Raw genomic sequence first — 12,657 nt, forward strand, 5'->3', positions numbered from 1 at the left:
ATTTAGTCCATGGTCAAGACTATTTTGCCGCTGCTTGCACCAATTCCAATTCATTCTCGGCAAAGTTGTTGGTGTTTACCCCGGAAGCACTACCGCTGAAACCGTTGTAGTTCACCCGCTCGAAGCGCACAATCACCGGATAGAGAATGCCGCTTTTTTCCACACTAGCAACCGTGCCAACATCACCGTACCAGTAGGACTCAGTGCGTTTGATTCTAACTTTGTCACCACGATTTAAGGCCATGATTTAATTCCTTAGATAATTGCGATTTGTAAAAAACTATCCCGTTTGCTGGTGTCCCAAGGAAGCCCCAGGCAACAACCCAGCCCACTTAACGCCAAATTCTACCAGCTTTATTCTGCGTCCTCCCCCTTCCCCCGACTTTCCTAAAACAATTCTTTACATATCAATGCCCTGGGGACCAGTTCCAGAGATAAGATCTCGACCAAATGTCCCTTTCTGGAACAATGGATGGATAATGGAAGGACAATCGGTAGTGATAAATAATTTTAAATTTTCTTTAAACTCGCCCCTCCATTTACCAAAACCAAATAAAATTCTTTTGTACCGCAGTCCGGTATAGGGTTTGATTCCCAGACCGCCCGATGGTCTGAAGGTTTTCCTAGCAAGAAAACCATGGTGTAAGGGGAGTATGGGGTTGAAGACTGTGCCCCCAATCCCCAAGTCGAGAAATCATCAAAAAAGTCAAAATGACCTACAATCACTTTTTTAAATGTGACCGATGGCTAAGATTTTAGTAATTGAAGACCAGCTAGAGGTCAGGCAGAACATAGAAGATATCCTCACCTTGGAAGACTATGAAGTTATCTCTGCCCCCGATGGTGAAACCGGTCTGGCTTTGGCGAAGCAACATCTACCGGACTTAATTCTCTGTGATGTGATGATGCCCAGGGTAACGGGATTTGAGGTGTTGATGACCCTGCGTCAGGATCAGGAGTTGGCAGTTATTCCCTTTATCCTGTTGACAGCGAAGGCGGATCACCATGCATTTCGCCAGGGGATGGAATTGGGGGCGGATGATTATTTAACCAAACCCTTTACCATTGATGAATTACTCCATGCCATTACCAGCCGTTTAGACCGCCATTATCAGCGCCAGGCCATGGTGGAAAGTCGTCTGGATAATTTGCGCCAGCACGTCACCCGTTCCCTGCCCCATGAATTGTTGACCCCCCTGAACGGTATTTTGGGCACGTCCCAGTTGATGATCAATTTCTACGATTCCCTGTCCCACAATGAAGTGATGGAATCGTTGCATGACATCAAAACCTCTGGGGAGAGACTCTACCGTTTGGTGGAGAATTTTTTGTTAATGGCGGATTTAGACTTGCTGTTGGCCAGTCCCGCTCGTCTACAGGTGTGGCAATCCCGTTTGAGTCAATACACTGAATTACCATCGAGTTTGGTCCCGATGTTGGAAGATTTGGGACAGAATCAACCCCGCCGTCAGGACGTGGAAATGATGGTTGTGCCCCAGCGCATCCAAGTGGCCGAGCCGGATTTTCAGAAAATTATTCGAGAGTTGATCGACAATGCTTTTAAGTTTTCCCTGCCTGGCACCCCAGTGCAACTGGAAGCAGTGGTTAAAAATGGCCTCTGTGAACTGACTATCCAAGATCACGGTAGGGGCATGACCAAAGAGGAATTAGGTTCCATCGGCGCCCATGTCCAATTTCAGCGCTCTGAATTTGAGCAACAGGGTTCCGGCCTGGGGTTGACCTTAGCCCAACGGCTAACGGAACTCTACGGTGGCCAATTGGCGATCGCCAGTGTCCCCGGGGAAGGCACCACCATTACCATCCAGGGCTGGGAATCGGCCCCCATTTAAGCCACTGATGAACTGATGAATAGTATTGAAAGTGATATTTTCTAACATCTCCTGGCAGCGCCACAATCTGCCCCGCTTTAAATCCTAGGTAAGTTATTTTTAAAATATTGTCCCATTCTCCCTAGTTGATGGGAGCGTTGCCTGTTTGCCGATAGTTGTAATGTAATTCCCCATGGATAGCACCCCCCACCGTAAGTCCGACCATATCCGCATTGTCCTAGAAGAAGATGTCCTAGGCAAAGGGGTTTCCACCGGCTTTGAAAGATTGATGCTAGAACACTGTGCTCTGCCTGAAGTGGACTTGGACGGGGTGGATCTGGGGCTGAACCTCTGGGGGAAATCCCTCGCCTACCCCTGGTTGATTAGCAGTATGACCGGGGGCACTCCAGAGGCCAAGCAAATTAATTTGTTTTTGGCGGAGGTAGCCCAAACCTTGGGCATTGCCATGGGTTTAGGTTCCCAACGGGCCGCCATTGAAAATCCTGATTTAGCCGCCACCTATCAAGTCCGGTCCGTGGCGCCGGACATTTTACTTTTTGCCAATCTCGGATTAGTGCAGTTAAATTATGGCTACGGTTTGGCAGAAGCCCAGCGGGCCGTGGCCATGATCGAAGCGGACGCTTTGATTTTGCATCTCAACCCCCTCCAGGAAGCAGTGCAACCCGATGGCGATCGCCGTTGGTCGGGGCTCTGGCCCAAGCTGGAAACATTGGTACAGGGTTTGGAAGTGCCGGTCATTGTCAAAGAAGTGGGCAATGGTATTAGTGGCCCGGTGGCCAAAAGATTGCAGGAATGTGGCGTCAAGGCGATCGATGTGGCCGGAGCCGGGGGCACCAGTTGGAGTGAAGTAGAAGCCCATCGACAAACCGATCGCCAAGCGAAGGAAGTGGCCCATAATTTTGCCGATTGGGGATTGCCCACAGCGCTGAGTTTGCAACAGGTGGTGCAAAACACTGAACAGATCCCAATTTTCGCCAGCGGCGGTATTCGTTCCGGCATTGATGGGGCCAAGGCGATCGCCCTAGGGGCTACCTTAGTTGGTAGTGCGGCACCGGTATTAGCGGAAGCCACAGTCAACGCCCAAAGGGTTTATGACCATTACCAGGCCCGCTTGAGGGAACTGAAAATCGCCGCCTTTTGTTGTGATGCGGCCAATCTGACCCAACTAGCCCAGGTTCCCCTCTGGGACAGACAATCAGGACAAAGGTTAACTAAACCTTAAGGGACATTTTGCTCTGGTTGACGATACAGTGAAGGCTGGACTGCTTGATCTCGATATAGCTGCGGAGTAGGGCATCAAGCCATAGTTTTCCTTCAATAATCCCCCCATGAAATGGCATAAAGAAAGCAAAGTATTATTACAAGGAGTACATCATCCCCTCGGTTTAACCTATCTAGAGCAGATGCGGAGTTGTGGTACCAAACTGGTGGCGGGGGTGAGTCCGGGCCATGGGGGGGAACTGATTGGCGATTTGCCGGTATTTGACTTGGTAGATTTGGCCGTTAAAACCTTAGGCTCCGTGGACATTAGTTTAATTCTCAATCCCCCCTACCGAGTTTTAGATGCGGCCCTAGAGGCGATCGCCGCTGGCATTCGTCAACTGGTAATTGTGTCCGCCGGAGTCCCACCCCTGGATATGATCACCCTCCTGCGGGAAGCCCAAGCGACCCACACCCTGATCCTTGGTTCCGGCAGCCAAGGCATTATGGTGCCCCAACAGTTTTCCGTCGGTACCCTGGACCCCAGTTGTTACCTGCCTGGGCCCATCGGCATTATTAGCCACTGCGATCGCCTCACCGACGACATTGCCCAAACCTTAAGCGCAGCCGGCCTGGGGCAATCCATGGTGATTAGCCTGGGCACCGATGGCCTCAATGGTTCCAACTTTGAGCAATGGCTCCAGGTGCTGGAAGAAGACGAACAAACGGAAACTATTTTATTGCTGGGGCAACCCAACAGTAACGGGGAAATGAGGGCGGCGGATTATGTGGCCTCCGCCATTGAAAAACCAGTGGTGGCCTATCTGGCGGGGCGGGGCGCAAAAATCAAACGGCACTTTGGCGACTCCCTAACCATTGTGGCCAACCAACTGTCCCATAAACGTCCCCTCTTAACCAGCGTCGAGCAAACGGTACAAGCCTTTGAGAAAGCTAACATTCCGGTGGCGGAAGCCCCCTGGGAACTGCCCATTTTTTTACCCCTGGCCATGGAAAGTCGCCATTTGGGCGGTGATTAGGGCAAAGATGATGGAGACAGCTTCTTCTTTTTTCCTGGCGGTCACCAGGGGGTTGGTTACCAACCCAAGCTTTCAGCTATGCTTATTGGAGTAGCGGGAAGAATCTTGATAGACTGGCTGGGAGCTATGCCAATTTGTGTGATTGAGTTTGAGGAAAATTGTTGATGAAAGCCATGATTTTGGCCGCCGGCAAGGGCACTCGGGTCAGACCAATCACCCACACCATTCCCAAGCCGATGATCCCCATTCTGCAAAAGCCAGTGATGGAATTTTTGCTGGAGTTATTGCGGCAACACGGTTTTGATCAAATCATGGTCAATGTGAGTCATCTGGCGGAGGAGATAGAGAGTTATTTTCGGGATGGGCAGAGGTTCGGCGTACAAATAGCCTATTCTTTTGAAGGCAATATTGTCGATGGCGACTTGGTAGGCAAGGCCCTCGGATCGGCGGGGGGATTAAAAAAAATTCAGGAGTTCAATCCTTTTTTTGACGATACTTTTGTGGTGCTTTGTGGTGATGCACTAATTGATTTGGACCTCACCACTGCGGTCAAGCTCCACCGGGAAAAGGGGGCGATCGCCACCATTATCACCAAAACGGTGCCCAGGGAATTGGTCTCTAGCTATGGCGTAGTAGTTACCGATGACAATGGCAAAATTTTAACCTTCCAGGAAAAGCCAGCGGTGGAAGAGGCCCTGAGCACAGAAATTAACACGGGCATTTATATTTTTGAGCCGGAAGTGATTGACTACATTCCCTCCGGCCAGGAATACGACCTGGGGGGGGATCTATTTCCCAAGCTGGTGGACAGCGGCCTACCCTTTTATGCGGTCAATATGGACTTTGAGTGGGTGGATATTGGTAAAGTGCCGGACTATTGGCAGGCCATCCGGGGGGTACTTTCCCGGGAAATAAAAAATGTACAAATTCCCGGCATTGAAGTTAGACCGGGAGTCTATACCGGCATTAACGTGGCCGCTAACTGGGACAATATCGAAATTGAGGGCCCAGTGTATATCGGTGGTATGACCCGCATCGAAGATGGGGTAAAAATCATTGGCCCCTCCATGATTGGCCCCAGTTGCCTAATCTGTCAGGGGGCGGTGGTGGACAACAGCGTAATTTTTGAGTATTCCCGTTTAGGCCCCGGGGCCCGTTTGGTGGATAAATTAGTGTTTGGTCGTTACTGTGTGGATAAAACCGGAGCGGCGATCGATGTGCAGGCAGCGGCTTTGGATTGGTTAATCACCGATGCCCGCCATGCGGCCGTGCAATATCGCCAGGAGTATCCGCCCCAAAGGGAAATTTCCAAACTTCTCCAGCCGGAATAGTGGGAGAAATGGACTGGTGAGGAATTGTTTTCTTTTCCCCTGGTTACAACCTTTGATTGAATGGGGGGAAATTGAACAGATAACCTAGCTAGGCAATTCTAATTTTTGCAGGGATAGCTGGGCTGCCTGGGACACTTGGGGATGTTCGTCCCTAACCATGAAAGTCAGAGCGGAACGACTCTGGTCACAGGGTAAATTACCCAGGGCCTCCGCTAATCTTTGGCGAATTAACCAATCTTCGTGGGAAGCAAACGCCAAAATCGCCTCCACCGCATCCACCGCGCCAATTTCCCCTAGAGCCGCGATCGCCGCTTGTTGCACCACTGCTTCATCACTTTTCAGCGCTTCTAGCAAGACAGTTTGGGCCCGAATATCTTTTAAATTGCCTAGGGCCACCGCCGCACTGAACCGCACCAGCCATTCCGTATCTTCGTAAAAAGCTCGGCAGAGGGGATGGAAAGCCCGTTCGTCTTCTAGATAACCCAGGGCCCCCGCCGCATCGGCCCGGATGCCATAATCTTCATCGGTTTCCAACAGCTTAACCAGAATGGGATAGCATTCCTCCGTTTGCTTAATGCCCAGGGCAAACACCGCCATGGAACGCACCTGCAAAGTATCGTCATCCAGAACTTTTTTAATCAGAGGCACCGCTTCCTCACTGGAATAGGGTCTAAGGGAAGCTAGGGCAATGAGGCGATCGCGGGAATTGGGGCTGTCGAGTTGGCTGGCAATTTGTTCGAGGGTCAGGGCTGTCATGGCTAGGTTTCTGAGAATTTCTTCTGCCATTGTAACAAAACTTTATAAAACCATCTTGGTGTTCTCCCCCGGCGATCGGTCGGTAAACCCCCCACCGACAAATTTTCCCCAGGCAACATAATCCCGTAAACTTTCTTAATATAGTTCGTCCCCTGAGGACAGGAGGAAATTGCGGTGACCATTACCTTTGTCAAAGAGCAGAAAGATATTATTGTGGCCCAGGGTGCCAACCTAAGGGAAAAAGCCCTGCAGAATGGCGTTGATATTTACACCTTGAAGGGAAAGTTGATGAACTGTGGCGGCTACGGCCAATGTGGCACTTGCATAGTGGAAATCACAGCGGGCATGGAAAACCTTTCCCCGAAAACCGATTTTGAAAATAGGGTGTTACGCAAAAAGCCCGACAACTTTCGCCTCGCTTGCCAAACCTTGGTCAATGGGCCAGTGAGTGTGAATACCAAACCCAAAGGCTAGGGCGATCGCCGAGGATTGAGGATTTGCTCAAGCCTTGTCGAGGGTAGGCATCCCCCTTATATTAAGTTCCAAAATTACCCTCAAATCTAATTAATAACCGTCTCTTTCGAATCCCCAGGGTGGAGGCCGGGAGATTTCTGTTCTTCCCCTGGTCCGGCTGGAGCGGCATTCTGTTTGGCTAGTTCCCGTTCCAGGGTGCTGAGTTCAGACTGGAAGCGAATTTGTATTTTGGGTCCCGAACTGGCTAGACGCAGAACCATGCCATCCTTTAGGACGAGTTCTTCCACGGTTTCCGCTTCCATATAGGTGCCATTGGCCCCCAAGTTAACGGCAACCCAACCATCCCCTTCTGGTCGGAGCTCTAGATGGTGGCGGGATACTACAGCACTGTAGAGTACAACATCGTTATCCGCCGCCCTACCCACACGGATGCTTCGTTCCGATTCAAAGGTCCAGCTCTGGACAGCAACGCTTTTACCCGGCAGGAGGAGGGTGAGTGTGATGGCGGACATTCAAGTTATGCGTGCATTTGATTAACTGTTTCCCATTGTACGGTCTGTCCTGCTTTTGCACCCAGACAATCTTGACGGGGCTGATCGCCGGAGAGTCAGTCGTATTAAGGCGTCCTTAATGTCAACGAAGGAAATCAAGCCGAGGCCACAAGGCAGATTTTGCCAGCGCCATGTTTTGATAATATGGGAAGCCTAACTATCATGCCCGATTACCTCGGCATTGATAACAATTACCGACAAATTAACCCTAGAAAATTACCTGACTGCGTTTAGCGAAGGGGAGGATTGACCGCGATGGACAATAAGCAAATGTTGATGATTCCGGGGCCAACTCCCGTACCAGAAAAAGTTTTGTTGGCCATGGCAAAGCATCCCATTGGCCACCGCAGTGGTGATTTTAGCAAAATCATCGCTGAACTGACGGCAAACCTCAAATGGTTACACCAAACCCAAAATGATGTGTTGATGCTGACCACCAGCGGCACGGGGGCGATGGAGGCGGGCATAATTAACTTCCTCAGCCCTGGCGATCGGGTGTTGGTGGGTAATAACGGTAAATTTGGCGATCGTTGGGTTAAGGTGGCCAAAACCTTCGGTTTAGCAGTGGAAGAAGTTAAGGCCGAATGGGGCAAACCTTTGGATCCCAATGCTTTTAAAACGCTGTTGGAAGCGAATACTGCCAAGACCATCAAAGCTTTGATCATTACCCATTCCGAAACCTCAACGGGGGTACTGAATGACTTGGCCGCCATCAATACCGCTGCCAAAGCCCACAGTGGAGCGTTAATGATTGTGGATGCGGTGACCAGTTTAGGAGCCACTCCAGTGGCGATCGATGAGCTGGGTCTAGACGTGGTGGCATCCGGTTCCCAAAAGGGCTACATGATTCCCCCTGGGCTGGGATTTGTCTCCGTCAGTCGCAAAGCTTGGCAGGCTTATGAAACTGCCACCATTCCCCGCTTCTATCTGGATTTGAAAAAATACAAAAAATCCACCGATGAAGATAGCTCCCCCTTCACTCCCCCCATCAACCTAATGTATGGGTTGCAAGCATCCCTTCAAATGATGAAAGCGGAGGGCTTAGAGGCTATTTTTGCCCGCCATCAACGGCACACCAATGCGACGCGGGCGGCCATGAAAGCTTTGAACCTACCTCTATTTGCCCCTGACAATGCGGCCAGTAATGCCATCACCGCCGTTGCGCCTCTGGGAGTGGAAGCGGAGAAAATTCGCAGTACCATGCGCAAAAAATTCGACATTGCCATGGCCGGTGGGCAGGATCACCTCAAAGGTAAAATCTTCCGGATTGGGCACCTGGGCTTTGTCTGTGACCGGGATATCCTCAGTTGCATCGGGGCTTTGGAAGCCACTTTGATTGAACTTGGTTATGAGGGTGTGAACCCTGGAGCTGGGGTGGCTGCTGCCGCTGGAGTTTTGGCCCAGGGTTAAAAAAGCCCTAGCAATCTCAAAATATCAACAATGGCGATCGCCAAATATCCCCACAGAGGGGAGGTAAACCAGGGAATGAAAATTCCGACCTTGGATTTATCTCCTCTTTTTCGGTGTCTGTATTTGGCTAGTGAGACTAACTAGAGTCACTGTCACCGAGCCGGCTTTTAAAAGAACTGATAGGGTGAAAGGAGTTGGACGCAGGGCTTAAATTTTTATGCAGTTATCCATTTGTTTGCCGGAAACCCCCCTCACCGTAACCCCGGAGCAATTTCTGGCGATCGCCGTTGCCAACCCAGACCTACGCTTAGAGAGAACTGCCAACGGAGAGTTAATTGTGAACCCGCCAACGGGGAGTGAGTCCAGCCGCCGTAATCTGAGTATTACTGCACAGCTCTGGAATTGGGCTGAAAACCATTCTGAGTTGGGAGTAGCATTTGAGTCTTCCTGTGGTTTTCGTTTACCCAATGGTTCTACCCGTGCCCCCGACGCGTCTTGGGTCAGTCGTGAACGTTGGGAGGCCTTGAGTCCAGCGGAGAAAGAGGGATTTGCGCCCCTTTGTCCCGATTTTGTGGTCGAATTGCGCTCAAAAACCGATAGCCTATCTACCCTGCAAGAAAAAATGCGGGAATATATGGAGAACGGTGCCCGTTTAGGCTGGTTAATCGATCCCCAGAACTGTCAAGTGGAGATTTATCGTTACACAGGTAAAACAGTAGAAATCTTGCAACAGCCGGACACTTTGTCGGGAGAAGATGTACTGCCGGATTTTGTGCTTTCCTTAACTCGCATCTGGCCTTAACTGCATTTCAGACCACTATTTCTGCCTTAACCATTGCTTAATGGGGAAAACCGTGCTAAGCTTCCAACCCTATGCACTACGCCATCCCAAAAACCTACGCCGAACTAGATGCCCTACGCCGTTTCCCCGCTAACGAGGAATTGGTGGCAGTGGCGATCGCCGGGGTCATTAACTGGGCCCGGGCCAACGAGCAATCTTTGGATGACGTGGTTCAGGAAATTTTGGCGGAGGATGGTTTATTGGATTACGTCCAAAGGGACCGCCTCAGTGAGATGATTGTGCAGGCTTGGCAGGCGTTACCGCATTTGCCCAATCCTTTGCCCAGTGGAGCACCGTCTGTACCCGGGAACTGGTGGGAGCCTCGCAGTAAAGCCGTAGTAAAGGTTCCGTCCCACTAAAACGAATTAATAGCCAACCGCCACCGGCCATGCGGAATTTGTAGCCGTCGGTGGTCAATAGATCTGTCACCTTTTCCCCAGCGATTTCCGTTAGGGGGTTTTCATTTAGGGTTTGTACCAAGGCAGTGCGGACAGCCATGCTGGCCAAAGGTAAATCAATGCGGTCATATTCACTAACAAAGCCGACTTTTTCCTGGAGCCGACCATATTGCTTACTAATATCTTGCCGGGACTGCACCACCGTTTCCAACACATACAGGGCCGATAACAGGGCATCCCGTTCGGGAATGTGACTCCCATAGCCAATGCCACCGGACTCTTCCCCACCAATCAACACTGGGCTAGTTAACATCCTGTCGGCTATGTACTTATAACCGATCGCCGTTTCTGTGAGGGGAATGCCGTAAAGCTCTGCCAATTTTGGGATTAGGTCGGAGCCGCTAACGGTTTTAACGATTTCCCCCTGGAGGCCCTTTTGGGTAGCCAGATGGTAAATCAAAATGGGAATTAAACCCTGGGAACTGAGAAAATTGCCCTGGCCGTCCACTGCGGCAATGCGGTCCGCATCCCCATCAAAAATCAAACCCACCCGCAACTCTGGCCCACCAGCTTCGGCCACCGTTTTCAGCGTTGCTAATAATTTGGGGACATATTTGGGCAAAGGTTCCGGGGATCCACCACCAAACAAGGGATCCCGATCGCCGTTAATTTCATCGATGGGGCAACCAAGCAACCGTTCCAAGCCACTGGCGGCTGCCCCGTGCATCACATCGGCAAACACCCGCAATTTTTCTTGTTGAATCGCAGTTCTGATCGGCGTCACATCCACTTTGGCCTGTAAACCCTGGCAGTAACTAGGCCAGGGATCAAAATACCGCAAACTGCCTCCTGGTGAGGGCGGGAGCAAGGGATTTTGTAATTGGGCTTCGATTTTTGCGGTAATGTCTCCCCCCACAGAACCCCCAAAGGCCCCTTTTACCTTGAGCCCTAAATAGTTGGCCGGGTTATGGCTAGCAGTTAAAACCAAGGCGCCTAGGGCATTTTCCTGGTGGGCAGCCCAACTAAAGGCTGGCGTGGGAGCATAACATTCGCTCAACCAAACTTCAAAGCCCAACTCCTGCACCGTCTGGGCCACCAACAGTGCAAATTGTTCCGCCATAAAACGGCGATCGTATCCCACAATTAAGCGATGTTCCCGACCATTACCGCCAAATTCTTCTGCCAACACCTGGGCCGCCGCCGCCGCTACTAATGCCACCCGCTCAAAGGTAAATTCTGCGGCAATTACCCCCCGCCAACCATCAGTACCAAATTTAATCGGAGCAGGAGTGTAAACCATGACAAACCCATTATTGTTGGAGGAATTACCCGTGGCTATTTTACCCCAAGCCTTGGCTTTCCCTTTCCCCTGGGGCGGGATTTTCTAAAATGGGAGAGTCCCCCACCATCGCCCCCCTGAACGCCATTGAGCCGCACTTACCAAACCCTAGGCATTGTCGTTAAAGGTATGGCCTTTGGGGAATCCGATCGCCTGGTGACCATTTTTTCGCCGGAATATGGACTGATTCGAGCCATTGCCCCCGGGGCCAGAAAACCAAAATCTAGCCTCAGGGGCCGCACTGAACTATTTGTGGTGAATCAGTTTCTGCTATTTGCAGGCAAAAGTTTGGATCGTATTAACCAGGCGGAAACCCAATACTCCTATCCCGGCCTGGGGCAAAATGTTTGTAATTTGGCGGCGGGGCAATATTTAATCGAACTAATCCTGGCCCTGGGGACGGAAGCCAGCGCCCAGGCATCTCTGTATGAACTGTTCACTGAACATTTACGCCGGTTGGAAACAGAAGCAACGGCGGAGGATATTTATGGCCATTTGGCCCAAGCGTTGTTCCATTGCCTGGGAGCGGAGGGCTTTGCACCCCAATTTCATCACTGTGCCATCACGACCCAAACCATTCGCCCTAATTTTTACGATCACCAATGGCGGGTGGGCTTTAGCCCGGAGTTGGGCGGTATTGTCGACCTGGGAAATAAGGAGGGTATCGGCCCCATTCCCCAAATGCGCCGCTTAACCGCCATGGAACTCAGTTTGTTACAACAACTCAACCAGGCTGCCCTGCCCAACCCCCAGCAATACCTACCGGCGATCGCCCGGAAAAATTTTCGCCTCTGGGACTGGGTGAAAGCGGAAAACCTCATGCGCCACTACGCCCAACGTCAACTGGGAAAAAGCTTCCGGGCCGCTGTTTTGCTGGATAGTATGTGGGAAGTCGATTTCTAGACTAGCTTCCCCTCCCCGTTCATGCCCAATTAATCAATATCAATGCTTTGGGGGCGATTATCCTGGGTCGTTTGATTAATGTCTGCCCCAGAAAAGTCCGTTACCCCTTGCTTTTGTAGCCATTTTTTCAAGGGATCATCGGTCAGTTTTAGCCGCAGTACACCAGATACAAACCCCCCAGCGAAGGCGATCGGTTGTTGGCAAAGTTCACGGGCCACTGGTTTAAGTTCTTCAAGAAACATGGGCATTAGCAATGAAGTTCGAATGGCGAAAAATTGCGAGACAGGCAATACCCGTCATTATACTCAATTAACCTCTGGCTGAGTTTGGACAAGTACAACTAAAATCCTTGACAGATGAGGATTTCACCATGTAATGTCTTGTCTTTTCAGTCGAATATCAACGCTAAAACGATTCTCAGGCTGGCCAAAACAGCAATAGCCCTAGGCGAGCAAACTTGGTTGTGCATTCTTGCGTCTCCATTGCCCTCCCCAGTCTAGGAGTTAGTTGATTATCATGATTTATTAAGACGCCGCAACAAATGATCTAATTTTACGTTAGCATTCC

General features: G+C 50.7%; 13 protein-coding genes. 8 read left to right on the forward strand and 5 right to left on the reverse strand.

Annotation, left to right across the window (positions count from 1 at the left end; all coding sequences use genetic code 11):
• Nucleotides 1-19: 19 nt before the first annotated feature.
• Nucleotides 20-244 (reverse strand): photosystem I reaction center subunit IV, encoded by a 225-nt coding sequence (locus IQ217_RS06650; protein ID WP_190597961.1) that lies wholly within the window; start codon nucleotides 242-244, stop codon nucleotides 20-22.
• A gap of 499 nt (nucleotides 245-743) precedes the next feature.
• Here IQ217_RS06650 and IQ217_RS06655 point away from each other — a divergent pair, with 499 nt between their 5' ends.
• From IQ217_RS06655 to IQ217_RS06670, 4 genes are all read left to right on the forward strand, one after another.
• On the forward strand, nucleotides 744-1,850 hold the full coding sequence (locus IQ217_RS06655) for a hybrid sensor histidine kinase/response regulator (RefSeq protein ID WP_194019351.1): 1,107 nt from the start codon (nucleotides 744-746) through the stop codon (nucleotides 1,848-1,850).
• Between the two features lie 172 nt (nucleotides 1,851-2,022).
• A complete protein-coding gene (fni, locus tag IQ217_RS06660; RefSeq protein ID WP_194019352.1) occupies nucleotides 2,023-3,072 on the forward strand; it encodes a type 2 isopentenyl-diphosphate Delta-isomerase in 1,050 nt (349 codons plus the stop codon).
• A gap of 106 nt (nucleotides 3,073-3,178) precedes the next feature.
• Nucleotides 3,179-4,087, forward strand: a complete 909-nt coding sequence (locus IQ217_RS06665) for a succinate--CoA ligase subunit alpha (RefSeq protein WP_194019353.1) — start codon at nucleotides 3,179-3,181, stop codon at nucleotides 4,085-4,087.
• A 164-nt stretch (nucleotides 4,088-4,251) separates the two neighbouring features.
• A complete protein-coding gene (locus IQ217_RS06670) occupies nucleotides 4,252-5,418 on the forward strand; it encodes a nucleotidyltransferase family protein (RefSeq protein WP_190597965.1) in 1,167 nt (388 codons plus the stop codon).
• Nucleotides 5,419-5,502: 84 nt separating this feature from the next.
• On the opposite strand, the gene IQ217_RS06675 is transcribed toward IQ217_RS06670, so the two are convergent.
• Nucleotides 5,503-6,204 carry a HEAT repeat domain-containing protein gene (locus IQ217_RS06675; RefSeq protein ID WP_190597966.1) on the reverse strand — a complete coding sequence of 234 codons (702 nt, stop codon included), beginning with the start codon at nucleotides 6,202-6,204 and terminating at the stop codon, nucleotides 5,503-5,505.
• Nucleotides 6,205-6,348: 144 nt separating this feature from the next.
• Here IQ217_RS06675 and IQ217_RS06680 point away from each other — a divergent pair, with 144 nt between their 5' ends.
• Nucleotides 6,349-6,648, forward strand: coding sequence for a 2Fe-2S iron-sulfur cluster-binding protein (locus IQ217_RS06680; protein WP_190597967.1), 300 nt, complete (start codon nucleotides 6,349-6,351; stop codon nucleotides 6,646-6,648).
• Between the two features lie 86 nt (nucleotides 6,649-6,734).
• On the opposite strand, the gene IQ217_RS06685 is transcribed toward IQ217_RS06680, so the two are convergent.
• Entirely contained in the window at nucleotides 6,735-7,160 is a 426-nt protein-coding gene (locus IQ217_RS06685; protein ID WP_190597968.1) for an FHA domain-containing protein, read from the reverse strand.
• 294 nt (nucleotides 7,161-7,454) lie between these two features.
• On the opposite strand from IQ217_RS06685, the gene IQ217_RS06690 reads away from it, so the two are divergent.
• Both IQ217_RS06690 and IQ217_RS06695 read left to right on the forward strand, forming a co-directional pair.
• Nucleotides 7,455-8,609: a pyridoxal-phosphate-dependent aminotransferase family protein gene (locus IQ217_RS06690; RefSeq protein WP_194019354.1), complete on the forward strand. Its 1,155-nt coding sequence runs from the start codon at nucleotides 7,455-7,457 to the stop codon at nucleotides 8,607-8,609.
• 217 nt (nucleotides 8,610-8,826) lie between these two features.
• A complete protein-coding gene (locus IQ217_RS06695) occupies nucleotides 8,827-9,411 on the forward strand; it encodes a Uma2 family endonuclease (protein WP_194019355.1) in 585 nt (194 codons plus the stop codon).
• 264 nt (nucleotides 9,412-9,675) lie between these two features.
• Here the strand turns inward: IQ217_RS06695 and IQ217_RS06705 are convergent, their stop codons facing one another.
• Nucleotides 9,676-11,148: a phosphohexomutase domain-containing protein gene (locus IQ217_RS06705; RefSeq protein WP_194019356.1), complete on the reverse strand. Its 1,473-nt coding sequence runs from the start codon at nucleotides 11,146-11,148 to the stop codon at nucleotides 9,676-9,678.
• A gap of 126 nt (nucleotides 11,149-11,274) precedes the next feature.
• On the opposite strand from IQ217_RS06705, the gene recO reads away from it, so the two are divergent.
• Nucleotides 11,275-12,090, forward strand: coding sequence for a DNA repair protein RecO (recO, locus tag IQ217_RS06710; protein WP_194019357.1), 816 nt, complete (start codon nucleotides 11,275-11,277; stop codon nucleotides 12,088-12,090).
• A 29-nt stretch (nucleotides 12,091-12,119) separates the two neighbouring features.
• On the opposite strand, the gene IQ217_RS06715 is transcribed toward recO, so the two are convergent.
• Entirely contained in the window at nucleotides 12,120-12,332 is a 213-nt protein-coding gene (locus IQ217_RS06715; RefSeq protein ID WP_194019380.1) for a ssl0294 family protein, read from the reverse strand.
• Nucleotides 12,333-12,657: the final 325 nt, after the last annotated feature.

The organism is Synechocystis salina LEGE 00031 (genome assembly GCF_015207985.1).
In the GTDB taxonomy this organism is placed as follows: Bacteria; Cyanobacteriota; Cyanobacteriia; order Cyanobacteriales; family Microcystaceae; genus Synechocystis; species Synechocystis salina.